Genomic DNA, 25,357 nt, shown 5'->3' on the forward strand with positions numbered 1-25,357 from the left:
GCCCCTACGCCGCCGAGACGCCACCAGAAAGGACGCCACTAGAAAGAACGCCACGAGAGAACAGGGAGGGTCGCGAAAATTTTACAGAATCGTAATACTCCCCGAATGGTTAACCGCCGGTTAAACAGGGCCGGCGAAGGTAAAGGTTCGGAAATTACGAACAAGGGAGCGGGCGCGACCGCGGGCGATCCGCTATAATAGCGGGCTATGAGTGATTTGTTCGCCGCCGCCGGGCTCGATCGCAACGCGCCGCATCCGCTCGCCGACCGCCTGCGCCCGCAAAAGCTGGAGGAGGTGGCCGGCCAGGACCATCTCCTCGGCCCGGACGGGGCGCTGACGCGCGCGATCCGCTCGGGCTCGATCGGCTCGCTGATCTTCTGGGGGCCGCCCGGCACCGGCAAGACGACGGTGGCGCGCCTTCTCGCCCATGAGACCGCTCTCGCCTTCGTGCAGATTTCGGCGATCTTCACCGGCGTCGCCGATTTGAAGAAGACCTTCGAGGCGGCGCGCGCGCGCCGCGCCATGGGGCAGGGGACGCTGCTCTTCGTCGACGAGATTCATCGTTTCAATCGCAGCCAGCAGGATTCCTTCCTGCCGGTGATGGAGGACGGCTCTGTCACGCTGATCGGCGCGACGACGGAAAACCCCTCTTTCGAGCTCAACGCCGCGCTTCTCTCGCGCGCCCGCGTGCTGATCTTCAAATCGCTGGGCGCCGAGGCGATCGAAAAGCTGCTGCGCCGGGCCGAGCAGGCCGAGGGAAAGCCCCTGCCGCTCGACGAGGACGCGCGCGCCGCTCTCGTGGCCATGGCCGATGGCGACGGCCGCGCCTCTCTGACCCTCGCCGAGGACGTCTGGCGCGCGGCGGGGGAGGGCGAGGTTTTCGACCGCGCGCGGCTCGCCGAGATCGTGCAGCGGCGCGCGCCCATCTACGACAAGGCGCAGGAGGGCCATTACAATCTCATCAGCGCGCTGCACAAATGCGTGCGCGGCTCCGACCCGGACGCCGCCCTCTATTATTTCGCGCGAATGCTGGTCGCGGGCGAAGATCCGCTGTTTCTGGCGCGGCGAATCGTCCGCATGGCGGTCGAGGATATCGGCCTCGCCGATCCGCAGGCGCTGGTCGTCGCCAACGCCGCCAAGGACGCCTATGATTTTCTCGGCAGTCCCGAGGGTGAGCTGGCCCTCGCGCAGGCCGTTCTCTATGTGGCGACCGCGCCCAAATCCAACGCGGGCTATGTCGCCTACAAGGCCGCCCGCCGCCTCGCCGAGGAGAGCGGCTCGCCCATGCCGCCCAAGACCATCCTCAACGCGCCGACGAAATTGATGAAGAGCGAAGGCTATGGCGAGGGCTATCGCTATGACCATGACGAGCCCGACGCCTTCTCCGGCCAGGATTACTGGCCCGAATCGCTCGGCCGGCGGAGCTTCTACCGTCCCGTGGAGCGCGGTTTCGAGCGCGAGATCGCCAAGCGGCTCGATTATTGGGAACGGCTGCGGAGGGAGCGGGGCGGCTCCTGAAGTGGCGAGCAAGTCATTGAAAGAAGAGTCGTTCTCAGGCGACGGAAGCGCGCTGCTCGGGATCGAATATTCATCTTCGATGCTATCATCGCGCTACGACTGACCTTCAAACACTTGTTCATATTCAATGTTCCAGCTTCGGCGGGGATCGTCGTCCGCGGCGGCGGCCTCCGCGCCCGCGCCCTGGCGGGCGGCGCTGCCTCGATGATCAACAACTTGAATATTTTGTTCAAAATCCCTCCTGCCGCGATTCGGCGAAGCTGAGGTTCGTGCTTTTGAAGATGTCAAGCATAGATTCTCTCAGAGCGTATTCGATGTGACGGATATGTCACAATCATAATGAAATCGGACGTTGGCGAAGCAAATTGGCGCAGACAGCGTTGACGTGGCTTTGGGCCGAGGCGTAGACCACGCTCGATCGGCAACACCGAGCGGCCGCTCGGTCCCGGCGTCGGGGGGCGCAGTGGACACAAGCGACGGCCGCACTGATCCAGTGAGGGAACCTATGAAAACTCTTTCCGCCGTCGGCGCGCTCGCGCTGGCCATCGCCGCCGCTCCGGCTTTCGCGGCCGACCTTCCGTCGCAGAAGGCCGCGCCCGCTTTCGTCGCTCCGGTCGCGCCCGCCTTCAGCTGGACCGGCTTCTACGCCGGCGTGAACATCGGCTATGGCTGGACCGACAATAACAATGTCAGCGGCCTGTCGTCCTTCGGCCTGCTGCCGGTTTCGGCCTGGTCCTATGGCGCCTCCAACGCCGACGGCGTGCTCGGCGGCGTTCAGATCGGCTATAATCATCAGTTCGCCGGCACGGGCTTCGTGGTCGGCCTCGAGGCCGATTTCCAGGGCGCCGATCTGAAGGGCTCCACCGGCGGCTTCGGCTTCGGCCTGCTGCCGTCCGGCGTGACCGCGAATCAGCGTCTCGACTGGTTCGGCACGGTGCGCGGCCGCGTCGGCTACGCCGTTCTGCCGACCCTGCTCGTCTATGGCACGGGCGGCTTCGCCTATGGCGAGGGCTCGACGACCTTCTCTTATGCGGATGGCGCCGGCTTCGCCGCTTTCGGCTCCGAGAACGGCACGCGCACCGGCTGGACCGCCGGCGGCGGCGTGGAATGGGCGTTCCTGCCGAACTGGTCGGCCAAGGTCGAGTATCTCTATACGGAACTCGAGCGCGGCAATGCGATCGGCGTCCCGACCTTCCCGGCGGCGCTGCTGGTCAGCCAGCGCGGCGTGGAGAACCACTTCCACACCGTTCGCGTCGGCCTGAACTATCACTTCAATCTGTTCGGCGCGCCGGCTCCGGTGATCGCGAAATACTGATCCTATCGAGATTCGGGGGAGAAGAGCCCGGCGCATCGCGCCGGGCTTTTTTCGTTTGCGCCCCGTCTGTTCGAGAAACAGGCGAGGCGCCCGTTTTTCCAGCGCTCTGGCGTGGACGCAGCCGGCCATACGAGTTAAAGAAGTCTCGAGATGCGACTGCGAGACTTGGCCCATTTTTTCCGCCGACTGGCGGTATCGAACGTCGTTCCGACCGACGCGGGGGAGCGGCGGCCGAGCGTTCTTCCTGTTTGGAGCCGTTCTAATTCGCCGCGTTCGCGCGCGGCTATCGGCGCAGCGCTGCTGGCGAGCGCCATGCTCGGCTCGCTGTTTCCGCAAATTTCCGCGCCTTTTCGCGCGCTGTTCGCCGCCGGCGAGAAAGCCGCCGAACCGTCCGACGCCAAGCGCGCGGAGGGATTGGTCAAATTGACGGCCGAGCAGATCGGGGCCGCCAAGATCACGACGGTCGCGGCGGCGCCGGGCGTGCTGACGCGGACCGTCGTCGCGCCGGCCGTCGTCGCCGTCGATCCCGACCGCATCGGCCGCGTGGCCGCGAAAGTCGTCGGCGCCGTCGCCGAATTGCGCAAGCGGCTCGGCGATCCGGTCGAGAAAGGCGAGGTGATCGCCATCATCGACAGCCGCGAGGTCGCCGACGCCAAGAGCGATTATCTCGCCGCCAGAGTGGCGCTCGATCTGCAATCGGCGCTGTTCCAGCGCGAGAAGGGGCTGTTCGACAAGAAAATCGCCGCCGAGCAGAGCTTTCTCAAAGCCCGCGGCGCCTATGAGGAGGCGAGGCTCCGCGTCGAGCTGGCGCGGCAGAAACTCGCCGCGCTCGATCTTTCGGAAGCCGAGATCGCCGCTCTGCCGGGCCAGCCGGTCGGCGAATTGCGCCGGAAGGAGATTCGCGCGCCGTCCTCGGGCAAGGTGATCGAGCGTCGCGCCGATCTCGGCCAGCCGGTCGGCGGCGATGCGCAGCTCTATGTCGTCGCCGATCTGTCCACTGTCTTCGCCGAGATCGCCGTCGCTATCGCCGATTTGCCGTCGGTGCGCGAGGGGCAGAGCGTGCGCCTCTCGCATGACGGCGAGGAGGAGGCCATGGGCCGCATCGTCTTCATCGGCCCCATGCTCGATCACGAGACGCATTCCGGCCGCGCCGTCGCCTCTTTCGCCAATGCGGATTTCGCTCTTCGTCCCGGCACGGCGATGACGGCGCGCGTCGCGCTCGAGGAGAAGCCGGCGCGCCTGCGCCTGCCGCGCGCGGCGCTGCTCGCTTTCGAGGGCGAGACGGTCGTCTTCGTGCGCACGCCCGAGGGCTTCGTGAAGCGCAAGGTCGAGACGGGCGCGAGCGACGATGAGGCGATCGAGATCGTCTCCGGGCTCGAGGAGGGGGAGCAGGTGGCCGCGGCCAATGTCTTCGTGCTGAAGGCGGAGCTCGGCAAATCGCGGCTCGAAGGGTTGGATTGACCGCCCGCCTCGTCGACGACGGCGGCGCGCGAGAATGTGTGACGGTGGATGATCGAGCGTTGCATCGCCTTTTCGGTTCGTCAGCGTTGGCTCGTCGCGCTGCTGACTCTGCTCGCCTGCCTCGTCGGCGCCGCATCGCTCGACCGCCTGCCGATCGACGCCGTGCCGGACATCACCAATAATCAGGTGCAGATCAACGCCATCGCGCCGGCGCTGTCGCCGACCGAGGTCGAAAAGCAGATCACCTTCCCCATAGAGAATGCGATCGCCGGCATTCCCGGCCTCGAATATACGCGCTCGCTCTCGCGCAACGGCTTCGCGCAGGTGACGGCGGTCTTCGCCGAGAAGCTCGACATTTATTTCGCGCGCCAGCAGGTGAGCGAGCGTCTCGCCGAGGCGAAGGAGAATTTCCCCATCGGCGTCGAGGCGCGCATGGGGCCGATCGCGACGGGTCTCAGCGAAGTCTATATGTGGGCGATCCGCTATGCGCCCAAGCAGCCCGGCCGCAAATATCTCGATGGCGAGCCCGGCTGGCAGAATGACGGGACCTATCTGACGCCGGACGGGCAGATGCTGCGCAGCGAGCTCGAGCGCTCGGCCTATCTGCGCACCGTGCAGGATTGGATCGTCAAGCCGCAGCTCAAAATCGTGCCCAATGTCGCCGGCGTCGATTCGCTCGGCGGCTTCGTGAAGCAGTTCGACGTGCGGCCGGATGCGATGAAGCTCTATTCGCTCGGCCTCTCCTTCGGCGATGTCGCCGCCGCGCTCGAGCGTAACAATCAGAGCCGCGGCGCCGGCTATATCGAGCGCAATGGCGAAGGTTATGTGGTGCGCAGCGGCGGCCGTCTGGAGACGATGGACGACATAGAGCGCGTCGTCGTTTCGACGCGCAATGGCGTGCCGATCCGCGTTAGGGACATCGCCGAGGTCGGCGTCGGCCGCGAGATGCGCGTCGGCAGCGCCAGCATGGACGGCGAGGAGGTCGTCATCGGCACGGCCTTGATGCTGATCGGCGGCAATAGCCGCGCGGTCTCCGCCGCCGTCGGCGCCAAGCTGGGCTCCATTCGCGCCGCGCTGCCGCCGGGCGTCGAGGCGAAGACCATTCTCGACCGCACTGTGCTCGTCGACGCGACGATCCGCACCGTGGCCTCCAATCTCGCCGAGGGCGCGCTGCTGGTCATCGTCGTGCTGTTTCTGCTGCTCGGCAATTTTCGCGCGGCGCTGATCACGGCGCTGGTCATTCCCATCACCATGTTGCTGCTCGCCACCGGCATGGTCTATGGCCGCATCAGCGCCAATCTCATGAGCATGGGCGCGCTGGACTTCGGCCTCATCGCCGATGGCGCGGTGATCGTCGCCGAGAACAGCCTGCGCCATCTCTTCGAGCGGCGCCATGCGCTGGGGCGCGCGCTCTCGCTCGAGGAGCGATTGCAGACGGTCATCGCCTCCGCCGTGGAAATGATCCGCCCGACCGTCTATGGCCAGGCGATCATCATTCTCGTCTATGTGCCTTTGCTGTCCTTTTCGGGCGTCGAAGGCAAAATGTTCCATCCCATGGCGCTGACGGTGATCTTGGCGCTCGCCAGCGCCTTCGTCCTCTCGCTCACTTTCGTTCCGGCGATGATCGCCATTCTCGTCTCCGGCCGCGTCGAGGAGAGCGAGAACAAATTCATCGCCACGCTGAAGCGCGCCTATCTGCCGCGCTTGCAAAGCGCCATTGCGTCGCCGCGCCGGCCCATCGCCATCGGCGCGGGGGCCTTTCTGGTGGCCTTGCTGCTCGCTTCGCGGCTCGGGCAGGAGTTCATCCCGACGCTCGACGAGAAAAATCTCGCCATGCAGGCGGGCCGCATTCCGAGCGCCTCGCTCACCCAGTCGCAGGAGATGCAGAAGGACGTCGAGAACGCCATCCATCAGGCTCCCGAGGTCGCCTATGTCTTCTCCAAGACGGGAACGGCGGAGGCGGCGACCGATCCCATGCCGCCCAATCTCACCGACACCTATATTTTCTTGAAGCCGCGCGCGGAATGGGCCAATCCCGAGCTCCCCAAGGAGGACTTGATCCGCCGCATCGACGCGCATGTCTCCGAGCTGCCCGGCAATCTCTATGAATTCTCGCAGCCGATTCAGTTGCGCTTCAACGAACTGCTCGCCGGCGTGCGCGGCGACATAGCAGTGAAGGTGTTCGGCGAGGACTTCGACTCTATGGCCAAGGAGGCGGAGCAGATCGCCGGCTTGCTGCGCAATGTCTCCGGCGCCGAGGACGTGAAGGTCGAGCAGATCGCAGGCCTCCCCTTCCTCGAGATCAAGATCGACAAGACCGAGATCGCCCATCTCGGCCTCAGCGTCGCGGAAGTGCAGGACGTCATCGGCGCCGCCGTGGGCGGCCAGCGCGCCGGCGTCGTCTTCGAGGGCGACCGGCGCTTTCCGATCATCGTGCGGTTGAAGGACGAATTGCGCCACGATATTCGCGCGCTCGAAAATCTTCCCGTTTCCGTGCGCGGGCACGATACGGGGAAGATGCGCACAGTGCCGCTGAAGCAGGTCGCCTCTTTCTCCTTCCATGAGGGGCCGAACCAGATTTCGCGCGAGAACGGCAAGCGCCGCGTCGTCGTCACCGCCAATGTGCGCGGGCGCGACATCGCCTCCGTCGTCGTCGATGCGCAGGAGAAAGTGAAGGCGAAGATCACGCTCGCGCCCGGCGATTGGCTGTCCTGGGGCGGGCAGTTCGAGAATCTCGCCGCCGCGCGGCAGAAGCTCATTGTCGTCGTGCCCTTGTGCTTCTTCCTGATCTTCCTGCTGCTCTATTCGGCGCTGGGCTCGGCGCGCGACGCGCTCATCGTGTTCAGCGCCGTGCCGCTGGCGCTGTCGGGCGGCGTCGCCGCCTTGTGGCTGCGCGGAATGCCCATGTCGGTCTCCGCAGCCGTCGGCTTCATCGCGCTCTCCGGCGTCGCCGTGCTCAACGGCCTCGTCATGCGCAGCTATATTCTGCAGCTCGTGCAGCAGGGCCGGGCGCCGCGCGACGCCATTGTCGAAGGCGCGATGACGCGCCTGCGGCCCGTGGCGATGACGGCGCTCGTCGCCTCGCTGGGCTTTTTGCCGATGGCCTTTGCGACGGGCACGGGCGCGGAAGTGCAAAAGCCCATCGCCACGGTGGTCATAGGCGGGCTGGTCAGCGCGACCATTCTGACGCTCTTCGTGCTGCCGGCGCTCTATGCGCTGTTCGGGCGCGACGAGGCGGTCGTCGCGCCGGAAGAGGAAGTCGTCGCCGAGCCGAGAGGCGCCGACGCATGAGAGGCGTTTCCATCTTCGCTCTGGGGTTCGCTCTGCTGGCGCCGGCCGCCGCCTCGGGAGAAACCCTCGCCGGCGCGCTGGCGCGCGCCTATGAGCTCAATCCGACGCTCAATTCCGCGCGCGCCGGCCAGCGCGCCAATGACGAGAATGTGCCGCGCGCGCTCTCGCAATTTCGCCCCAGCGTGCGGACCGACGCCTTTCTCGGCGTCGAGCGGCGCCGCTCGGTGCAGAAATCCTTCGAATACGACAATGGCAACCGCCTCGAGCCATTGTGGGTCGAGAGCATTCAGAACAATCGCGGCGGCCCGCCGCGCTCGGCCGTGCTCAGCGTCGAGCAGCCTTTGTTCGACGGCTTTCGCACGAAAAATTCCGCGCTCGCCGCGCAGAGCAATGTCCATGCGGGACGCGAGCGGCTGCGGCTGATCGAGCAGCGTCTGCTGTTCGAGGCGGTCTCTGTCTATATGAATGTCTCGCGCGACACGGCGGCGCTACGGCTGCAACAAAATCATGTCGCCGTGCTCGAAGAGCAATTGCGCCAGACCAAGGAGCGCTATGCCGCCGGCGAGATCACGCCGACCGACATTGCGCAAGCCGAGGCGCGCCTCTCCGCCGGCCGCTCGCAATCCGCGACGGCGCGCGCCGAGCTCGACGCCGGCCTCGCGCGCTATGCGCAGATCATGGGAGCGGACGCGAAGCGCCTCGCGCCGGGCGAGCCCGTCGATCGCCTGCTGCCGAAGACGCGCGAGGCGGCCGAGCGCGTCGCGCTCGTCGAGCATCCCGTGGTGCGCGCCGCGCAGCATGACGCGGAGGCCGCCGATCTTGACATAAGGGTGATCGAGAGCGATTTTCTGCCCAGCCTCTCCATGGTCGGCAAGGTTTACACGGAGTCCGACATAGATGGCCGCGGCAATCGCGCCCTCGGCGCGCAATTGCTCGGCAAACTGTCGGTGCCGATCTATTCCGGCGGCGGGACGTCGGCGCGGCTGCGCCAGGCGAAAGAGACGGCGGGACAGAAGAAATTCGACGTCGACGCCGCGCGGGCCGAGCTGATGGCGCTGATCCGCGCCAATTGGGGAGGGCTGCAGGCGGCCAAAGCGCAGATCGGCGCCGCCAGCGCGCAGATCGCCGCCGCCGAGCGCGCGCTCGCGGGCGTGCGCGAGGAGGCCAAGGCCGGCAAGCGCACCACGCTGGAGATTTTGAACGCGCAGCAGGAGCTGCTCGGCGCGCGGCTGGCGCTGGTGGTCGCGCAGCGCGACCGCGTCGTCGCCTCCTACGCCGTGCTGGCGGCGATGGGCCGATTGTCGGCGCAGCAGCTCGGCCTTTCCGTCGCGGCCTATGACGCTTCCGCGCATTTCGAGGCGGTCAAAGACTCTTGGGGCGGAATCGAAACGCCCGGCGGCCGCTGAGAGCGACGCCGGGCGTTTTGAATGCGCGGCGGGGATGCGAGCCTCGAGGCTCGCAAATCCTTTTCCCCGTCAGTCGCGGCCGGCGGAGCGGCGCTGATCGCGCTCCGCAGCGGCCTTGTCGCCGGCGGGCGCCGCGCTCGCGGTGGCGGGGGGCGCGTCCTGTCCGGCGGCGGCCAGCACGGACTGGCGGAACACGCCTTCCACCGAGACGACGAAATTGTAATTCGTCGTCGAATAGGGCCCGACATGGGACGGATCATTGCTGCGCCAGCCGACGAGAATGGCGCCGAGATCGGCGTGCCGCTCGCCCGCGAGAACCGCGCCGCCCGATGCGCCGTCGCCGGTGCCGCAATCGAAGGCGAATTCGCGCGCGCCGCCCTTGAGCTGATTGGTCTGCGCGCGCAGGCGGCAGGACTCGAAGGACATGGTCTCGGCGTCGCGCCAATCGGAATGGCCGCGCGAGACGAATTCCACCGTCTGCTCCACGGCGATCTGATCGGCGAGACCATAAGGCTTCACATCGTCGAGCGGCTGCGTGAGCCGGGCCACCGCCCAGTCGTTGATCGCCTTGACCGCATAGGGCTTGGCGGAGCCGGCGACGATGGACGTCATGTCGATCGCGATGCGGCGCTTCTTGCCCTCGACCTCGGTGACGAACTGGCAGCTGCGCGCGCGCTTGGCGCCGCGCTCGTCGTAGAAGACATGCGCCGCAGTGGTGATGACATTATTGGCGAGGGTGAGCTGCCCGGCGCCATGCGCGCGACCGCATTGGATGAGTCCAGAAGCGGCGTGCGACTGCTTCAGCGCGCCGGCGTCGAGCTTTTGACGCGCGGCGTATTGATCGGCGCTGGCGCGGCGCTCGGAGCCGAGCACCAGCACTTTCGTCGGCTCGAGCCGCGCGGCGGCGGAGAATTTCACCTGCTGGGTGACGCCGGCTTCCGCGGTGGAGGTGGCAAGTGGCGCAGCCGCCAAGCAAAGGGCGGCCGCGAAAAGACGATATTCGACGTTCTTCATCGCGTCCTCTTGTCTCGTTCGAGATCAGGACTATGCGAGGCCATTGCAGTTCACAAGCTTGGCAGTGGACAAAAACACGGACTTCGCCGGAATACCTTCGAAGCGTCACAGAGTCGCCACGCCGCGACGCGGCCGCCGCGAAATCGCCGCCGTCTGCGGCGGGGGACAGGCGCGGCTGCTTGCGCTATTCACATCGAGACCGGGCCGAGGAGCGCTGTGATGCGAGCGAGGATGAGACGAGCGGCTGTCGCGGGGCTCGCTTTTCTGTCGGCGGCGCCGGCATTGGCGCGCGCGCCCTGGCCGGATGATTTCGTCGGCCGTCTCGAGGCGCTGGCGCTGATCGAGACGCTGAACGCCGAGCTGCTCGCCGGCCGCAGCGCGACATTGGTGCTGGAGAAATGGTGCGCCGACCATCACATGGCCGCGGAGCCGAAGATCGTCGCGCGCGTCGAGCCGGGCGCAGTCGCCGAGCCGAGCGCCGAGCAGCGCGAGCGCTTGGCCGTCGGCGCGCAGGAGCCCGTGAAATATCGCCGCGTGGCGCTGCGCTGCGGCGAGCATACGCTTTCGGAAGCCGATAATTGGTATGTGCCGTCGCGGCTGACGCCCGAGATGAATCGCGCGCTCGAGACGAGCGACGCGCCCTTCGGCAAGGTGATCGCGCCGCTGCGGCCTTTCCGCCGCACATTCTCGGCGGAGATGCGATGGTCGCCGCTGCCGGCGGGCTGGGAGGGCGAGACGCGCGAGGCGATTATGCGCGAGCGGCCGAAGAAGGCGGACCTCGATCCGCCTCATGCGCTGTTCGAGCATCGCGCGATCGTGCATGGCGGCGACGGCGAGCCGATCTCGGAAGTGCGCGAAACTTATACGAACGAGCTGTTGGATTTCGACGCTGCGGCCGTGCGGGAGCGGTGAGCCCGCTTCACTCCTCCTCTTCGTCGAACATTCCGAATTGCGCCGGCGGGCGCGACGGCTCGGCGAGGCCCAAATGACGGAACGCGTGCGGCGTCAGCAGGCGGCCGCGCGGCGTGCGCTGGAGAAAGCCCTGCTGGAGCAGGAACGGCTCGATGATGTCCTCGATCGCGTCGCGCGGCTCGGAGAGGGCGGCGGCGATCGTCTCTATCCCCACCGGCCCGCCGCCGAAATTGACGGCCACCATTTCGAGATAGCGACGGTCCATCACATCGAGCCCGATGCTGTCGACCTCGAGCAGAGCCAGCGAGCGATCGGCGAGCTCGCGCGTCACCTGTCCCGCATTCTCGACAATGGCGAAATCGCGCACGCGGCGCAGCAGGCGGCCGGCGATGCGCGGCGTGCCGCGCGAGCGCCGCGCGATCTCGCGCGCGCCATCCTCGCTCATGGAGACGCCGAGCACGCGCGCGCCGCGCCGCACGATCAGCTCCAATTCTTCCGCCGTGTAGAAATTGAGCCGGATCGGAATGCCGAAACGATCGCGCAGCGGCGTCGTCAGCAGGCCGGCGCGCGTCGTCGCGCCGACGAGGGTGAATTTGGCGAGATCGATCTTCACCGAGCGCGCCGCCGGGCCTTCGCCGATGATGAGATCGAGCTGGAAATCCTCCATGGCCGGATAGAGGATTTCCTCCACCGCCGGATTGAGGCGATGAATCTCGTCGATGAAGAGAACGTCGCGCGGCTCGAGATTGGTGAGCTGCGCCGCGAGATCGCCGGCCTTGGCGATGACCGGGCCGGAGGTGGAACGGAAGTTGACGCCCAGCTCGCGGGCGACGATCTGCGCCATGGTCGTCTTGCCGAGGCCGGGCGGGCCGACGAGCAGCACATGATCGAGCGCCTCGCCGCGCGTCTTCGCCGCTTCGATGAAGATTTTGAGATTCTTGCGCGCCGCCTCCTGGCCGGTGAAATCGCCGAGCGAGAGCGGACGCAGCGAGGCGTCGGGATCGTCGTCGCGCTTTTCGGGCGTCACCAGCCGGCGGGGAGGGGTGGTCAAAGCATCGGGCTCCGGGCGTTTCAGGGACGGCGAGAGCTTTATACCGCGAGCAGGGGATTCGGAACGCCTATCCTGGGCTGGCCGCCGATCCGGCCAGCAGGCCGCCGTCGATGTTCAGCTCGGCTCCGGTGACATAGGTCGCCTCGTCCGAGGCCAGCAGCACGGCGAGCGCCGCGACCTCCTCCGGCCGTCCGAACCGGCGCAGGGGCGTGTCGCGAACGAAGGCCGCCATGCGGGCCTCGCGATCGGGACCGCTTCCGAGCATGGGCTCCCACATCGGCGTCAGTATCGCGGCCGGATGGATCGAGTTGCAGCGGATCGCGAGGCCCTGCGCGGCGCACCATAGAGCGACGGTCTTGGTATGGTTGCGCACCGCCGCCTTGGAGGAGGCGTAAGCGGCGGCGCCCACAATGCCGACGAGGCCCGATCGCGAGGATATGTTGATGATCGATCCGGTCCCCGCCGGCCGCATCGCGCGGATCGCATGTTTGCAGCCGAGAAACACGCCGTCGAGATTCGTCTCATGCACGGCGCGCCAATCCTCGAGGCGCGCATTTTCCGGGTCATGGGCGGCGGCGCCGGCTTCGAAGCCGGTGATCCCCGCATTATTGACGACGACGTCCAGCCGACCGCGCTCGGAGAGCGCGAGAGCGACGACCTCGCGCCAATCGGCTTCCTCCCGCACGTCGAGACTTGCGTAAGCGGCGCCTTCGCCGAGCGCGGCGGCCGTCGCGCGTCCGTTGTCGTCGTCGATATCGGTCAGATAAACGAAGGCGCCTTCGTCGACGAAGGCCCGGGCGATCGCCGCGCCGATGCCTCGCGCCGCGCCGGTCACGAGCGTTACTTTCTCTTTCAGCCGAGTCATTCGGCGCTCCCGGTTTCAGTCCGTCCGCATGTTCGGCGGCCGAACAGATGCGCGGAATGGGGCGTTATGTTAGAGTGCCGCCAGGAGCCGAGACCATGAGCCGCCCCTCGTCGCAATACGAGCATATGTCCCTCGACGATTTCGAGGAACTGCTCGCCGACAAGCCCACGAATGAAAAGTGGGAGCTGATCGGCGGCCGCGTCGTGCGCATGATGGTGGGCGCGCGATGGGAGCATAATTACATCATCCAGAACCTTTCCTCCGGCATTCGTGAGAGGCTGAGGGCGAATGGCTCGTCGTGCCGGACATTAACCGAGAGCTTCCGGCTGCGTGACGCCCCTATGGATTCGTCCATGCTGCCCGATGTGATCGTGCATTGCCGTCCGCTCGAGCCCGGCGCGACGTCGCTGAACGATCCGACGGTCCTCGTCGAGGTCATGTCCGAGGGCAGCAAGGCGCGCGACCGTTTCGAGAAATGGGCCGTCTATCAGAAGCTGCCGAGCTTGCGTCATTACGTGCTGGTCGAGCGCGATCGGGCGCATATAGAGACCTTCGATCGGGCGGGCGCGGACTGGGCCGGCGTGCAGATTCTCGACGGGCTCGAGGCGGAGCTGAATTTGCCGGCGATCGGCGTGAGCGTGCCGCTCGCGGAAATCTATCGGGATGTGATCACGGACTGAGCCTCAACGCGCGCCCACGCGCCGGCGCGGCTCGATCGTCACCCATACATTCGGGTCTTCCTGCGACTGGCGCTTGACGAAGCGATAGACGGTCGCGTCCCAGGGCTTCACCTCGTCGGCGAGATTGTCGAGGATGAAATCGCCGCGGCTGGTGCGCGCGGTCAGAATGGCGTGGCCCTGGTCGTTCTTGTCGCGCACGATCGTCATCAGCAGCGCCTGGCGCGGAAAGCCCATCTCCATCAGCAGCCGGCGCTTTTCCAGCGCATAGATTTTGCAGTCGCCCTTGCCGTCGACGGGATAGTCCCAATGATCGGCGATCGTGCCCCAATGCTCGAGGTTCGAAAGCGGCTCGATCGCGGCGTTCACCGCGCGATTGATCTCGTTCAGCCGCGCCCAGGCCTCGCGCGAGAGCTCTATGTCCGCGGCGGGGAGGATCGATTGGCGGCATTCCTGCGGCTGGCGGCCGCAAAAATCCATCCAGCCATAGGGAATGGAGGTCGGCTCGCCGGTGACGACGAAGCTCGCGCGCGGAATCTCGGGCCCGGCGACGGAGCCGTGGAATTCCGCTCTCGCGGCGGAGCCGCCGAAGAGGACGAGCGCCAAAGAGACGCGCAAAGAGACACGAGCGAGAAAATCTGCCACGCCGACCCCCGGACCGCCCGGCGAGGAGGTGGGACGCCTCGCCATCGGAGCCGAGAATGCGCGCGGCTCTTTTGCCCGTCCGCCAATTCGAATGCTCGGATTTTATCGATCGCGCGCTTTTTCGCGGCGACGTTGACCCTGGCCCCGCCGGCGCAATCTGAGAGGCGCAGTCGCCTTACCTCGTTTCAGCGGAGAAAGACCCAGATGGCCACGGCAAAGAAACCCGAGACGAGCGCCGGACGCCCCATCCCCTCTTTCGGCAATCCCGATCTTCCGCCGCAGGGCGCTATCAATGCGCGGAATAAAGCGAGCCTCACCGATCCCGGCCCGCGCAGCGAGCCGCTCGGCGCTCAATTCCCTTCGGCGCAGTTTCCGCCGCCCACCGACGTCAGCGACATGCCCATGTTCTGGGCGTCGTTCAACAATGCGCCCAAGCGCGTGCAGAACGGCGGCTGGGCGCGGCAGGTGACGCAATATGATTTCGCCATCGCCGAGGAGATTTCCGGCGTCGATATGCGGCTGACGGCGGGTGGAATAAGGGAGATGCATTGGCACCTCGCCGCCGAATGGGGCTATGTCTCCTATGGCTCCTGCCGCGTCACCGTGCTCGACGATCAGGGCCGCGCCTATGTCTCCGATGTGAAGGAGGGGGACATTTGGTATTTCCCCGCGGGCCAGCCGCATTCATTGCAGGGGCTGGGGCCGGACGGCTGCGAGTTCCTGCTCTGCTTCGACGACGGCAAGGCCACCGAATACAACACCTTGCTCGTGACCGACTGGATCGCCCACACGCCGCCGGAAGTTCTCGCCGCCAATTTCGGCCTGCCGGCCGAGACCTTCGCCAATATACCGCTCAACCAGCTCTATATTTTCCAAGGCGAGGTTCCCGGTCCCCTGGCCGCCGATCAAGCCTCTTCGGCGCAAGGGGAGGGAGCGCCGCCCTATCCCTACACATTCTCGCTGAAAGGCAGCGCCGCCGCCAAAAAGACCAAGGGCGGCGAGGTGCGCGTCGCGGACAGCGACAATTTCAAGGTCTCGTCCACCATAGCCGCGGCGCTGGTCACGCTCGCGCCGGGCGCGCTGCGCGAGATGCATTGGCATCCCAATGGCGACGAATGGCAATATTGGATCAAAGGCCATGGCCGCATGACCCTCTTCGACGCCGGGCCCAAGGCGGTGACGCAGGATTTCCACGCTGGCGACATAGGCTATGTGAAGCGCGCCCATGGGCATTATGTGCAGAATGTCGGCGACACGGAGCTGCAGTTTTTGGAGGTGTTCCGCGCCGCGCATTTCCGCGACGTCTCGCTGGTCGACTGGCTCACCCATACGCCGCCGGCCATGGTCGCCCAGCATTTGAACATAGACGAGGCGACCATCGCCGAATTCCCGCGCGGCAAGCCGATCATCATGCCGTGAGGTCGCCGCGAGATTGCAGGTATCATAATACCTATGCGGCCTTTCGCCGGGAAATGCAGGCCTTTCGGGCGCTCATGGGCGCCCGATTCCGTTTGACAGGGGCGGCGCGGTCGCTTATCACGCAGCGATCCCACGGGCGCAGACCCGAGAAGAACGGAAATAGCTCTCCCATGTTTGGCAAGACCTATTCGGCGAAGCCCGCCGAAGTGCAGAAGAAATGGGTGCTGATCGACGCCAAGGGCCTCGTCGTCGGCCGCCTCGCCAGCCTCATCGCGCTGCGTCTGCGCGGCAAGCACAAGGCGACCTTCACCCCCCATGTCGACGACGGCGACAACATCATCGTCGTGAACGCCGACAAGGTGATCCTCACCGGCCGCAAGCGCGACCAGAAGGTCTACCATCATCACACGGGCTTCCCGGGCGGCATCAAGGAGCGCTCGGCCAAGTTCATCCTCGAGGGCCGCTTCCCGGAGCGCGTCGTCGAGAAGGCCGTGCAGCGTATGCTGCCGCGCGGCCCGCTCGGCCGCAAGCAGCTCGGCAATCTGCGCGTCTACAAGGGGCCGGAACATCCGCATGTCGCTCAGACGCCCGAGCCGCTGGACGTCGCCGCCCTCAATCCCAAGAACGCCCGCAACGGCAAGAGCGCATAACCCATGGCCGAGACCACTCTTTCCTCTCTCTCCGAGCTCAATCAGGCTTCGGTCGCCATTGCGTCCGACGCGCCGAAATATGAGCAGAAGCTCGACAAATACGGCCGCGCCTACGCCACCGGCAAGCGCAAGAACGCCGTCGCCCGCGTGTGGATCAAGCCCGGCACGGGCAAGATCACCGTCAACGGCCGCGACGTCGCCGTCTATTTCGCGCGTCCGGTGCTGCGCATGATCCTGCAGCAGCCGCTCGGCGTCGCCAATCGCGTCGACCAGTACGATCTCGTCGTCACGGTGGCGGGCGGCGGCCTTTCCGGCCAGGCCGGCGCCGTGCGTCATGGTCTTGCAAAGGCGCTCACGCATTATGAGCCGGAGCTCCGCACCGCGCTGAAGCGCGAGGGCTTCTTGACCCGCGACTCGCGCGTGGTCGAGCGTAAGAAATACGGCAAGCGCAAAGCCCGCCGCAGCTTCCAGTTCTCGAAGCGCTGATTATCTCTCGATCGGCGATACGACGACAAAGGGCGGCGCGAGCCGCCCTTTTTATTTGTCTCACGGGAATCGGAACCAAGACCAATGGCGAAAATCTTCATCGACGGCGACAGCGGCACCACGGGCCTCGAGATCCGCGAGAAGCTCGCGGATGCGAAGAATCTGGAGCTCGTCTCCATCGCGCCGGAGCTGCGCAAGGAGGTCTCCGCCAAGCGTGACATTCTCGCGCGCGTCGATGTCGCCATTCTCTGCCTGCCGGACGCCGCGGCCAAGGAGACGGTGGCGCTCGCCGATGAATTGGGCGAGGCCGGCCCGCGCATTCTCGACGCCTCCACTGCGCATCGCGTCGCGCCCGGCTGGACCTATGGTTTTCCCGAGCTCGCGCGCGGCCAGGCGGAGGCGATCCGCAAGGCGCGGCGCGTCGCCAATCCCGGCTGCTACGCCACGGGCGCGATCGCGCTGCTGCGCCCGCTCGTCGACGCTGGGCTGATCGCCGCGCAGGATGCGCTGACGATCAACGCCGTCTCCGGCTATTCCGGCGGCGGCAAGCAGATGATCGAGGCCTATGAGAAGGGCGAGGCGCCGGCCTTCGAGCTGTACGGCCTCACGCTCGAGCATAAGCATTTGCCGGAGATCGCCGTCTATTCGCGGCTCGCCGCGCCGCCGCTGTTCGCGCCGTCCGTGGGCAATTTCAGGCAGGGAATGCTGGTCTCCATTCCGCTCCGGCTCGACGCGCTCGCCGCGCGGCCCCGTGCGGTCGATCTCGAGGCGGCGCTGGCGCGGCACTATGCGGGCGCGACCTATGTGAGAGTCGTGCCCGCGCCCAAGTCCGGCCGTCTCGATCCGCTCGCATTGAACGGAACCGATGATCTCGAAATCTTCGTCTTCGCCCGCGAGGAGAGCCGCCATGCGCTGCTCGTCGCGCGGCTCGACAATCTGGGCAAAGGCGCGTCCGGCGCCGCCGTGCAGAATCTGGCGCTGATGCTGTCGGAGCGGTGAGCCTGAATTCGATCGACCGCGCCGGGCGATAGGCGCGGTTTGAAAGCATGGCGAACGCATTCCGCGGACAAGATTGACCGGAAGCCATATCCAGGAGCAGATTGACCAGTTTAACGGAGCATTCCGTCAATATAGAGACACGCCACACCGCATTGGGGAGATCGCTACCGGCCGGTGCCGTCCTCGAAAGGAGCGCGAACCTCCCTGTGCTTAAGGCAAAGCCTAAGCTGAGAAAAGCACCCTACCGACCCAGTTCCTCGAACCGTTTCCTCTTCTCTTCATCCAACATTACATCGATAATAAATTCCAAATCGGCGTCGTCAGCAATACTACTTCTCTGCTTGTAACCAAATTTTTGTGAAATAATACTCAGTAATGCCATTGCTTTTCCTTTTGATGCCCCATCAACAAGAATTCTTTCAAAGATATGCCTCCAGAACTCATTCTCTGACCTTAAGTGACACGCCTGCGAATTAAATAATAGCCTCATCCTTTGACTCCTAACCGTGATATTTTTCAGCCCGTCATCGAGGCGTGTTTCAGTCTTTTTTAACTCCTCAATTTTACCACTTAGCGTGCGTCTATCTTTTCTTGAATAGTAATTTATGACTACAAGAAATAAAAAGTATATGATCGTATATGCCACTGAGTTTGCAACTATCTGATAAACATTTATATTCCCCCTTGTTGGGTCCGCCCGTCTCAACGCCATCCCCCTCGGAGAACTAACTAAAATCGGAGATGGAACAACAGTCCCCCTTGCTCCTCTCACAATGGCAACATATTCAGACGCCGGCGGAACCTTGCCGATTACCAATATACTACCTGCTCGGCCTGTTGGGTTTAAAATTTCTATCCCAGATATTCCGGTATTTGACACCACCTCGTCGATGCCAATGTTCATTCCAATCTCTATAGTTGCCGCGTCAGAGCTGTTATTATCTACTACGATGCAAATATAATAATTCTTCGAGTCTTCAGAAACGGAATAATCAATGCCGCCAGAGAAAGTAAAATATGGCATTAGGATGTTGAACGCGCCGACGAAAATCGCAGTGGATGCGGCAATAAGGAAATCCTTAAAGACACTCACATAGTCGATGTCCTTCATGACGAAGCCCCGGCAACAATAGCAGTGTCAGAATGATTCGCACGATTTTACAGCAAACTCTGCCGGCTTTGTCTATCAAATGCGGGGCTTGGCTACCCATTGCGGCCGTGCGCTCGGGCCATGCTCTTAAAGGTCGACGCCATCTGCTGCGAAGCGCCGCGGCGGAAAGTGCCGAATGGATTTGTCGACGGCGAGCGTTGACTGCAAACGATTATTGCCGGCATTCGATCTCAATCCTCCTCCGCTACGGCCTGCGCCGTGCTCAGACGCCGCGCATGAACCGTCGCCACTGCCAGCACGCCCATCGCCAGCGCTTGATGCGCTAGGCCGGCCCAGAGCGGCACGACGAGCAGAAGCGTCGCAACGCCGAGCGCGACTTGCGCGCTCACATGGCCGAACAAGAGCCCGGCGCCGCGCGCGACGCGTCCGCCCGCCGCGGCGGAGGCGTCGATGAAGTGAAACAGCGACAGCGCGAAAATGACATAAGCGATCATGCGATGATCGAATTGCGCCAGCGCGACATTGTCGACGAGATTGCTCCACCAGGGCGAGAGCCGCAGCAGCTCTTCCGACGGCGGAATGAAATGATCGTCCATCAGCGGCCAAGTGTTATAGGCGTAGCCGGCGCGCAGCCCCGCGACCAGTGCGCCCGCGCCGATCTGCAAAAACACGAGAATGAGCAGCAGAGTCGCGAAAAATGAGAGCCGCCGGCGCCCGCTCGCGACGATGATGCGCGTCCCATAGCCGAGCCCGCCCGCCACCCACAGACAGGCGGAGAAGATGAAGGCGGCGAGCAGCAGATGAATGGCGAGGCGCTCCTGCGCCACCTCGACGCGATCGACGAGGCCCGAGGACACCATCCACCAGCCGACGCCGCCCTGCAGCGCGCCGAGCGCCAAAATGCCGATGAGCTTCGGCTTCACGCTTTTCGGCAGGCGTCCGCGCAGCCAGAACCAGGCCAGCGGAACGGCGAAAGCGAAGCCGATGATGCGGCCGAGCAGACGATGGCTCCACTCCCAGGCGAAGATCGTCTTGAATTGCGCGAGGTCCATGTTCGGGAACATCTCGCGATACTGCGGGATCTGCTTGTAATCCTCGAAGGCGGCTGACCATTGCGCCTCCGAGAGCGGAGGAAGAACGCCCGTTATCGGCTTCCATTGCGTGATGGAGAGGCCCGATTCGGTGAGCCGCGTCGCGCCGCCCACCACCACCATGGCGAAGACCAGCGCTGCGATGATCAGCAGCCACAGGCGGACCTCGGTCGCGCTCTCCTCGCTCGGCGGCGCGACGATGGCGGGCGTGGGAGCGGGAAATTGGATCCAGTCGGTCATGGACGCGGCTCCATGGGCGCGGCTCGAGGCGAGCGGCTTTGGCGCGCCAATTAAGGGGAGCCGCGCGCCCTTGTCCACGGGCCTGCGGCGCCCAAACGACGGCCGGCGAAAATTTCCGGCTGAAAAACGCCACGCCAGAGAGGAAAATAGAAGCGCGCGAATCGTCGCGCGGGCAGGGAGCGGAGATTTTGACCGGTAAGACCGACGGCGCCTTTCGCACGATCGGCGAGGTCGCAGAGAGCCTCGACCTTCCGCCCCATGTGCTGCGCTTTTGGGAGACGCGCTTTTCCGAGATCGAGCCGGTCAAGCGCGCCGGCGGGCGGCGCTATTACCGGCCGCGCGACGTCGAGCTGGTCGCCGCGATCCGCCATCTGCTCTATGGCCGCGGCTATACGATCAAAGGCGTGCAGCGCCTGCTGCGCGAGCAGGGCGTGCGCGCCGTGATCGAGAGCGCCCGCGGCTCCGGCGCCGGGCGCGCCGAGCGCGAGCCCGATTTCGAGGAGCGTCCGGATCCGTCGCTCTTCGCTTTCGCCGAATCCTCGGCGCGGTCGGAGCCGACGCCCGAAATCCATGATCCGGAAATTCACGAGCGGGAAATTCACGGTGCGGCGGAAGCGCGGGGAGCGTCGACCTCTCTGGTCGCGCTCGCGCCGCGCGAGCCGTCGCCCGTGCTGACGCTGCCGGCCGTTCGCATCGCGGAAATGCCGGTCGGCGGCTTGCGGCCGCAGGACGAGCGGCTATTGCGGCAGGCTCTGGCCGATCTCGCCGAATGCCGCCGCATGTTGGAGCTGACGCGGCGGTGAATGGCGGTGAATTCCTCGCCTCTTCTGCGCGGTCATGCGTTGCCAGCGGCTTCGCCGGCCTCTATAAGGGCGGCCATCGGAGTGTAGCGCAGCCCGGTTAGCGCACTTGTCTGGGGGACAAGGGGTCGTGGGTTCGAATCCCGCCACTCCGACCAATAAAATCAATGGCTTGAAGCCATTAGAGCCCTTGTCATAACCGAGTCGCCGGGGCTCAGGGGATAGTGTCGGGTTAAAACCGTCACCGGCCGAAGCCGGCCGAACCGCGGCTTGACATGCCGGAACATGCGGCGTTAATGATTCCCTAACAACACGGCATGAGGCGTCGCTTGCCCATGCTTTGCTCGGGGGCTTTTCCACCACTCCCGAGGGGGCTTGTTCAGGGGAAACCCGAAAAGCCCGAGTAGGTCTTTTGTAGACCTCCGGCTCTGCGGCCTAGGCCGAGTTCACCCGGAGTTAGGCAGGGACCGAAGGCCCGAGAGGCCGCGATGTTGCAGCGAACTGAACTGGACGCATAAGGCGCGCGTCTAGTGCGGTTCCCTGTGCTCGCGCGCCTGTAGGTCTCTGCCGTGTCTAATCTCCCCACCACCACCGACCCCACCGCTACGCGCCTCGTCTATGACGCGAAGGGGCTCGCCGCCGTCCTCGGCGTCTCTCGCGATTCTGTCGACGTTTGGAGCGCGCAAGGCGTCCTGCCGAAGCCCCTGCCGCTTCCCGGCCGCAAGCGTTGGTCGAAGGCTGTCGTCGACGCTTGGCTGGCATCCAACGGCGCGAACGTCGCCGCCTAATCGCTCCTCCGACTCACAACCGGACAATCCCTCAACTCAACGCGCCCATGCGGCGCGAAGGAGAAAACTATGTCACGTTTCGAATCAGCTTTGTTCACTGCCGCCGACCTTCACGACCGCGGCCTCGCCATACCGCGCAAAGCGCGCGCGATCCTCGAAACCGAGCAGTCGGCAGACGATGCCATGCCGTTCGGTCTCGGCGTCGCTGGATTCCATGGCGATTCGGCCTCGGCCTGCGCCGCGTTCATCCTCGCCGCCGCCGACAAGCGCGACGCGCTGCTTACCGAATTGTTGCGGTGGGCCTCGAGCGAGCGGCGGCCCGATGGCGATGAGCAGCAGCGCCTCGCCGCGCGGATTCTCTCGCAACATGGTGAGGTCGACCGACGCCTTATCGAAGCGCTCGGCCTCGGCGCTCAGGCGCGATGGAGCAACGTCGCGGAACGCTTCGACGCGAAGTGGAATCCGAAGCCCTCGCGCGCTGCGCCGCCGCCCGCGCCGACCGACGCCCCGCGGGAGAAACTTCGCTTCGTGCCAGGAACGCCCGTTCTCGATTTGCGCGGAAAGGTGGCGCTGTGATGACTCGCCTTTCAGAAAGCGACTTCGCCGCGCTCTGCGAAGACGTGCGCGAGCTGTGCGCGAACGATACGAACTCGTTCATTTCGACGATGGCCGAAGAGTATCGCAAGCAAGGCGAGCACCACATCGCGGCTGCGATCGAACATGAGTTGGAACGCCGCCGCGAAGAGCGGGAGGCGCTGAAATTCAAGCTCGGCTGGTTCAATCTGCGGAGCTGGTGGCCGCAATCCAAAGCGCACGCGCACTGAGAAGGAGATCGACATCATGAGCACGAAATTCATCGAAGCGTTCGCGTGGAACGGTGAGCGCATCAAGCACAAGGCCGAACACCTGAACGTCAAATACATTGCGAAGCTCTCAATCGAGGAAAGCATCGGCGACCTGCCGCCACAGCTCCACATCGCCAAGATGCGCGATGGTTCGCGTTATTGGATCGCCGAAGTCGATCATGCGCGCATCCTTCACGGCGACGCGGTGAGCGAAGAGCCGAGCGGCCATTCGCTTCTCAGGATCGATATCAGCCAACGCGATCGGCCAAGGTTCGAACAAGTGCCTATCGTCGCATGGCTCAAAGGCAAGCCTATCGCACGAAGCTTGCCGCCGCCTGCTTTCGACATCATGCGCGAGCCGCATGTCGATCCTGACGAGGCGCACACCGCGATCGTGCTCGAGAACGGACGGGTGCTATGCTCTGACGAAAAGCTTCTCCCGTGGGCGCGCGGTGGTATCGCTGAAGAGTTCGATAACGTCGGTATCTTCGTGAATGTGGTGCGCGGACTGCACTCGTTTAACCACTACGCGCCGGACTACGCGGCTCGCCTCGGCCGACGCATTCGAGCAAGCCGGGCTGGTGATGCAAGCGCCAGTCGTTTCGACTTGTCAAAGTTCGGAGCGTGAACGAGAACGAGTGCCGCCGTGTTACGTCATGCGGCGGCGCTCATTGACGTGACCTTTGAAGGAGATCGACATATGAACAACAAGCTCGAGGCATTGATCGCCACGAAAGCCGAGACATCGGGCGAATATGCGAACGCTTATGCAGGGCTTCAGATCGCGCAGGCTTTGGACGGCATTGCTTATCAGTTGAAGCGTCTTGGATTGTCCGACGCGTCGACGCCGCTCGGCGCGATCGAAGCGTTGAGCAAATCAATCCAAGAAAGCGCGAATACCATCGCGACGGCGATCATCACGTCGAACGACTAATCACCGCCACAAAAAAAAAAGAAAACGCCGGGCGGCTCGGAACCGCTCGGCGCTCAAAAACGCATCAATCCTTATGACGAGGAAAATATGTCCGACTACCTCGAGAAAGTCAATGGCGGCGCATCGGTGACGCTTATCAAGCGTGCGCTCTTCAAAGCTCGCGGCAAGAAGGGCGGCCCTGGTGGTGAAACGACGCTCGGAAAGTTCATGTGCTTTAAGCCCGATGGCACGATTGAAAAAATAGGAGACTCACATAAGGCGACGTTTTTCGAGTTCGAAAGCGTGCCAGTCAATTGCCTCGACGATCTCTATTCCGTGCTGACGCGCGCCGTAAAACGCGATGGCGTGCGCGCCATGGTTCAAGCCGCTCCGAAGCCGGAGTTCTATGGCGTCGGGCCAGTCGTGCGACGTGTGCTCGGCGAAGGCGCTCCATTCGCAGAGATCGCACGTCCATACATGTTCCTAGATATCGATTACGACACCCCAATCGAAGGTGTCGACATGTCCGACGCGGCGACGGTCGGCGAGTTTGTTCGCTCACGATTGCCGCCGCGTTTTCAAAAAGCGCGCTGCATAAGCTATCTCTCGGCCGGTCACGGGCGGAATGGTTGCGTGCGTTGCCGCTTGATCTTTTGGCTCGACCGACCTTTGACGCAATCGCAGCAAAAGGCGCTGGCTTCGACGTGTGAGGTCATTGTTGATAAGTCGATTTATACCGCTGTGTCGCTGATCTATCTCCACTTCAATATGCCGAGCTTTTCTTGCCCCGATCCGTTCAAAGGCAAGCGCTGGCGCTGCCTTCCCGGCGAGGATCATGTCGTAACGCCGCCGAACGACGAGTTGAAAAATCGAACGGCCGAGAAGACGCGACCGAAGCGGGAGGCGCAGGCGAAGAAAGTCAGCGAAAAGACAGGGCGTCGTATCGTCTATGGTTCATTCGAAGAAATCCTTCTCACGATCGGCGACCCGCGAGACGACGACGATGTGAAGCTCGGTTTCTTCGAACCGATAACCGATGCGATCAAAGCCTTTGCACGTGAAGCCTATGCGCGAAATGAAACGCCCGATGCTGACGATTGCGAGGAGACGGTCGCGGCGGCGATATCGGCAGCCTATGCAGCGCCATCGCGCGAGAACGGCGGCCGAGCAAAGGCGAGCTACCTCGCCGATCTTCGCCGCCATGTAGACGGAATTTTTGCAGGATACGAGGAACTACGCACGCAAGCGCTGGCGCGCAAATTGGCGCGCGCTGTTCCACTCGACGAAGCGACCAGGATCATTCACGCCAAAGCTAACGAGATCACCGCCGAAGTCGTGCGCGCAAAATTGAAGTTGCCGAAGCGAGACGTAACTGTTGTCTTTGGCGCTGTCGATATCGACGACGACACGACGGCAATCGTGGAAGCGGACACGCTCGCCGAACAGGAAGAAGTCGCGTCGCCGATCGAAGCGAAGCCGGCGCAACGTGCGCGTCTCGGCGGCGCGCATCTAATCAAGGTGACGGTCGGCGCAGGCAAGACTCATGCGTTTATTCAGGCCGCGGCGGATGCTGCGATCCTCGGCGCTCGCGTCGCATGGGTTGCACCTACACATAAGCTCGCACGGGAGACACGCGCTCGGTTCGCAGAGAAGGGCATAGACGCGCAAATCTGGTATGGAGTGGAGCAACCTAGCATTACAGTTGCGTATTTTAACGGTTTCTGACTCACTGAGCCACCATGATTCGGTTCGGGGGTCATGGGATGGCGGGAGCTTCGATCGAGACGACGCTGGAGTTGTGGGCGTCGTCGCTGCGTGATGTGAAACGTCGGATGCATCCGTTGTTCACGCAAGACCGCG

24 protein-coding genes and 1 tRNA gene are annotated in these 25,357 nt (G+C 64.3%); 19 read left to right on the top strand and 6 right to left on the bottom strand.

Annotated features, from left to right (window positions below; all coding sequences use genetic code 11):
• Positions 1-207 precede the first annotated feature (207 nt).
• The 5 genes from FMZ75_RS08055 to FMZ75_RS08075 all read left to right on the top strand — a co-directional run bounded on the left by FMZ75_RS08055 (position 208) and on the right by FMZ75_RS08075 (position 8,991).
• On the top strand, positions 208-1,518 hold the full coding sequence (locus FMZ75_RS08055; RefSeq protein ID WP_166142026.1) for a replication-associated recombination protein A: 1,311 nt from the start codon (positions 208-210) through the stop codon (positions 1,516-1,518).
• A gap of 505 nt (positions 1,519-2,023) precedes the next feature.
• The gene (locus FMZ75_RS08060; RefSeq protein ID WP_166142028.1) at positions 2,024-2,833 is read left to right on the top strand and encodes an outer membrane protein; all 810 of its coding nucleotides are present in this window, start codon (positions 2,024-2,026) and stop codon (positions 2,831-2,833) included.
• Positions 2,834-3,145: 312 nt separating this feature from the next.
• Positions 3,146-4,294, top strand: a complete 1,149-nt coding sequence (locus tag FMZ75_RS08065; protein WP_166142030.1) for an efflux RND transporter periplasmic adaptor subunit — start codon at positions 3,146-3,148, stop codon at positions 4,292-4,294.
• 48 nt (positions 4,295-4,342) lie between these two features.
• Positions 4,343-7,585 carry an efflux RND transporter permease subunit gene (locus FMZ75_RS08070; RefSeq protein WP_166142032.1) on the top strand — a complete coding sequence of 1,081 codons (3,243 nt, stop codon included), beginning with the start codon at positions 4,343-4,345 and terminating at the stop codon, positions 7,583-7,585.
• On the top strand, positions 7,582-8,991 hold the full coding sequence (locus FMZ75_RS08075; RefSeq protein WP_166142034.1) for a TolC family outer membrane protein: 1,410 nt from the start codon (positions 7,582-7,584) through the stop codon (positions 8,989-8,991). Before FMZ75_RS08070 ends, FMZ75_RS08075 begins: the two co-directional genes overlap by 4 nt.
• A 69-nt stretch (positions 8,992-9,060) precedes the next feature.
• On the opposite strand, the gene FMZ75_RS08080 is transcribed toward FMZ75_RS08075, so the two are convergent.
• Entirely contained in the window at positions 9,061-10,005 is a 945-nt protein-coding gene (locus FMZ75_RS08080) for a trypsin-like serine protease (RefSeq protein WP_166142037.1), read from the bottom strand.
• Positions 10,006-10,236: 231 nt separating this feature from the next.
• Between FMZ75_RS08080 and FMZ75_RS08085 the strand changes: the two genes are divergently transcribed.
• Positions 10,237-10,917, top strand: coding sequence for a hypothetical protein (locus tag FMZ75_RS08085; RefSeq protein WP_370464687.1), 681 nt, complete (start codon positions 10,237-10,239; stop codon positions 10,915-10,917).
• 7 nt (positions 10,918-10,924) lie between these two features.
• Here the strand turns inward: FMZ75_RS08085 and ruvB are convergent, their stop codons facing one another.
• Together ruvB and FMZ75_RS08095 are read right to left on the bottom strand one after the other, a co-directional pair.
• On the bottom strand, positions 10,925-11,968 hold the full coding sequence (ruvB, locus tag FMZ75_RS08090) for a Holliday junction branch migration DNA helicase RuvB (RefSeq protein ID WP_166142041.1): 1,044 nt from the start codon (positions 11,966-11,968) through the stop codon (positions 10,925-10,927).
• A 67-nt stretch (positions 11,969-12,035) separates the two neighbouring features.
• Positions 12,036-12,833 carry a glucose 1-dehydrogenase gene (locus FMZ75_RS08095; protein ID WP_166142042.1) on the bottom strand — a complete coding sequence of 266 codons (798 nt, stop codon included), beginning with the start codon at positions 12,831-12,833 and terminating at the stop codon, positions 12,036-12,038.
• A 95-nt stretch (positions 12,834-12,928) separates the two neighbouring features.
• Here FMZ75_RS08095 and FMZ75_RS08100 point away from each other — a divergent pair, with 95 nt between their 5' ends.
• A complete protein-coding gene (locus tag FMZ75_RS08100) occupies positions 12,929-13,513 on the top strand; it encodes a Uma2 family endonuclease (protein WP_166142044.1) in 585 nt (194 codons plus the stop codon).
• Positions 13,514-13,516: 3 nt separating this feature from the next.
• On the opposite strand, the gene FMZ75_RS08105 is transcribed toward FMZ75_RS08100, so the two are convergent.
• Positions 13,517-14,128, bottom strand: coding sequence for a transglutaminase-like cysteine peptidase (locus tag FMZ75_RS08105; protein WP_246728850.1), 612 nt, complete (start codon positions 14,126-14,128; stop codon positions 13,517-13,519).
• Positions 14,129-14,359: 231 nt separating this feature from the next.
• Here FMZ75_RS08105 and FMZ75_RS08110 point away from each other — a divergent pair, with 231 nt between their 5' ends.
• The 4 genes from FMZ75_RS08110 (at position 14,360) to argC (ending at position 17,709) form a co-directional block, all read left to right on the top strand.
• A complete protein-coding gene (locus FMZ75_RS08110; protein ID WP_166142048.1) occupies positions 14,360-15,574 on the top strand; it encodes a cupin domain-containing protein in 1,215 nt (404 codons plus the stop codon).
• A 170-nt stretch (positions 15,575-15,744) separates the two neighbouring features.
• Entirely contained in the window at positions 15,745-16,224 is a 480-nt protein-coding gene (rplM, locus tag FMZ75_RS08115) for a 50S ribosomal protein L13 (RefSeq protein WP_142863095.1), read from the top strand.
• A 3-nt stretch (positions 16,225-16,227) separates the two neighbouring features.
• Positions 16,228-16,710: a 30S ribosomal protein S9 gene (gene rpsI, locus FMZ75_RS08120; RefSeq protein ID WP_108918323.1), complete on the top strand. Its 483-nt coding sequence runs from the start codon at positions 16,228-16,230 to the stop codon at positions 16,708-16,710.
• An 84-nt stretch (positions 16,711-16,794) separates the two neighbouring features.
• Entirely contained in the window at positions 16,795-17,709 is a 915-nt protein-coding gene (gene argC / locus FMZ75_RS08125) for an N-acetyl-gamma-glutamyl-phosphate reductase (protein ID WP_166142050.1), read from the top strand.
• A 241-nt stretch (positions 17,710-17,950) separates the two neighbouring features.
• Here the strand turns inward: argC and FMZ75_RS08130 are convergent, their stop codons facing one another.
• Together FMZ75_RS08130 and FMZ75_RS08135 are read right to left on the bottom strand one after the other, a co-directional pair.
• Entirely contained in the window at positions 17,951-18,820 is an 870-nt protein-coding gene (locus FMZ75_RS08130) for a hypothetical protein (RefSeq protein WP_166142052.1), read from the bottom strand.
• 230 nt (positions 18,821-19,050) lie between these two features.
• Positions 19,051-20,151, bottom strand: a complete 1,101-nt coding sequence (locus tag FMZ75_RS08135) for a COX15/CtaA family protein (RefSeq protein ID WP_207783332.1) — start codon at positions 20,149-20,151, stop codon at positions 19,051-19,053.
• 188 nt (positions 20,152-20,339) lie between these two features.
• On the opposite strand from FMZ75_RS08135, the gene FMZ75_RS08140 reads away from it, so the two are divergent.
• The 8 genes from FMZ75_RS08140 (at position 20,340) to FMZ75_RS08175 (ending at position 25,222) form a co-directional block, all read left to right on the top strand.
• Positions 20,340-20,954 carry a MerR family transcriptional regulator gene (locus tag FMZ75_RS08140; protein ID WP_108918325.1) on the top strand — a complete coding sequence of 205 codons (615 nt, stop codon included), beginning with the start codon at positions 20,340-20,342 and terminating at the stop codon, positions 20,952-20,954.
• A gap of 77 nt (positions 20,955-21,031) precedes the next feature.
• Positions 21,032-21,109 (top strand) — tRNA-Pro (locus FMZ75_RS08145).
• 411 nt (positions 21,110-21,520) lie between these two features.
• Entirely contained in the window at positions 21,521-21,739 is a 219-nt protein-coding gene (locus tag FMZ75_RS08150) for an AlpA family transcriptional regulator (RefSeq protein WP_166142054.1), read from the top strand.
• 69 nt (positions 21,740-21,808) lie between these two features.
• Positions 21,809-22,315, top strand: a complete 507-nt coding sequence (locus tag FMZ75_RS08155; RefSeq protein ID WP_166142056.1) for a hypothetical protein — start codon at positions 21,809-21,811, stop codon at positions 22,313-22,315.
• Entirely contained in the window at positions 22,312-22,563 is a 252-nt protein-coding gene (locus FMZ75_RS08160; RefSeq protein WP_166142058.1) for a hypothetical protein, read from the top strand. Before FMZ75_RS08155 ends, FMZ75_RS08160 begins: the two co-directional genes overlap by 4 nt.
• Positions 22,564-22,579: 16 nt before the next feature.
• Positions 22,580-23,212 (top strand): hypothetical protein, encoded by a 633-nt coding sequence (locus FMZ75_RS08165; RefSeq protein ID WP_166142060.1) that lies wholly within the window; start codon positions 22,580-22,582, stop codon positions 23,210-23,212.
• Positions 23,213-23,284: 72 nt separating this feature from the next.
• Entirely contained in the window at positions 23,285-23,518 is a 234-nt protein-coding gene (locus FMZ75_RS08170) for a hypothetical protein (RefSeq protein ID WP_166142062.1), read from the top strand.
• A gap of 87 nt (positions 23,519-23,605) precedes the next feature.
• Positions 23,606-25,222: a hypothetical protein gene (locus tag FMZ75_RS08175; RefSeq protein WP_166142064.1), complete on the top strand. Its 1,617-nt coding sequence runs from the start codon at positions 23,606-23,608 to the stop codon at positions 25,220-25,222.
• Positions 25,223-25,357 lie beyond the last annotated feature (135 nt).

This window comes from Methylosinus sp. RM1, from assembly GCF_011378635.1.
Taxonomy (GTDB): Bacteria; Pseudomonadota; Alphaproteobacteria; order Rhizobiales; family Beijerinckiaceae; genus Methylosinus; species Methylosinus sporium.

What these genes read in the sequence shown, in the direction of transcription:
- FMZ75_RS08095 (WP_166142042.1), bottom strand. Translation starts at nt 12,833, where the DNA reads ATGACTCGGCTGAAAGAGAAAGTAACGCTCGTGACCGGCGCGGCGCGA.
- rplM (WP_142863095.1), top strand. Translation starts at nt 15,745, where the DNA reads ATGTTTGGCAAGACCTATTCGGCGAAGCCCGCCGAAGTGCAGAAGAAA.
- FMZ75_RS08110 (WP_166142048.1), top strand. Translation starts at nt 14,360, where the DNA reads ATGGCCACGGCAAAGAAACCCGAGACGAGCGCCGGACGCCCCATCCCC.
- FMZ75_RS08155 (WP_166142056.1), top strand. Translation starts at nt 21,809, where the DNA reads ATGTCACGTTTCGAATCAGCTTTGTTCACTGCCGCCGACCTTCACGAC.
- FMZ75_RS08060 (WP_166142028.1), top strand. Translation starts at nt 2,024, where the DNA reads ATGAAAACTCTTTCCGCCGTCGGCGCGCTCGCGCTGGCCATCGCCGCC.
- FMZ75_RS08175 (WP_166142064.1), top strand. Translation starts at nt 23,606, where the DNA reads ATGTCCGACTACCTCGAGAAAGTCAATGGCGGCGCATCGGTGACGCTT.
- FMZ75_RS08170 (WP_166142062.1), top strand. Translation starts at nt 23,285, where the DNA reads ATGAACAACAAGCTCGAGGCATTGATCGCCACGAAAGCCGAGACATCG.
- argC (WP_166142050.1), top strand. Translation starts at nt 16,795, where the DNA reads ATGGCGAAAATCTTCATCGACGGCGACAGCGGCACCACGGGCCTCGAG.
- FMZ75_RS08065 (WP_166142030.1), top strand. Translation starts at nt 3,146, where the DNA reads ATGCTCGGCTCGCTGTTTCCGCAAATTTCCGCGCCTTTTCGCGCGCTG.
- FMZ75_RS08055 (WP_166142026.1), top strand. Translation starts at nt 208, where the DNA reads ATGAGTGATTTGTTCGCCGCCGCCGGGCTCGATCGCAACGCGCCGCAT.
- FMZ75_RS08165 (WP_166142060.1), top strand. Translation starts at nt 22,580, where the DNA reads ATGAGCACGAAATTCATCGAAGCGTTCGCGTGGAACGGTGAGCGCATC.
- FMZ75_RS08135 (WP_207783332.1), bottom strand. Translation starts at nt 20,151, where the DNA reads ATGACCGACTGGATCCAATTTCCCGCTCCCACGCCCGCCATCGTCGCG.
- FMZ75_RS08085 (WP_370464687.1), top strand. Translation starts at nt 10,237, where the DNA reads ATGAGACGAGCGGCTGTCGCGGGGCTCGCTTTTCTGTCGGCGGCGCCG.
- FMZ75_RS08070 (WP_166142032.1), top strand. Translation starts at nt 4,343, where the DNA reads ATGATCGAGCGTTGCATCGCCTTTTCGGTTCGTCAGCGTTGGCTCGTC.
- rpsI (WP_108918323.1), top strand. Translation starts at nt 16,228, where the DNA reads ATGGCCGAGACCACTCTTTCCTCTCTCTCCGAGCTCAATCAGGCTTCG.
- FMZ75_RS08130 (WP_166142052.1), bottom strand. Translation starts at nt 18,820, where the DNA reads ATGAAGGACATCGACTATGTGAGTGTCTTTAAGGATTTCCTTATTGCC.
- FMZ75_RS08075 (WP_166142034.1), top strand. Translation starts at nt 7,582, where the DNA reads ATGAGAGGCGTTTCCATCTTCGCTCTGGGGTTCGCTCTGCTGGCGCCG.
- FMZ75_RS08100 (WP_166142044.1), top strand. Translation starts at nt 12,929, where the DNA reads ATGAGCCGCCCCTCGTCGCAATACGAGCATATGTCCCTCGACGATTTC.
- FMZ75_RS08080 (WP_166142037.1), bottom strand. Translation starts at nt 10,005, where the DNA reads ATGAAGAACGTCGAATATCGTCTTTTCGCGGCCGCCCTTTGCTTGGCG.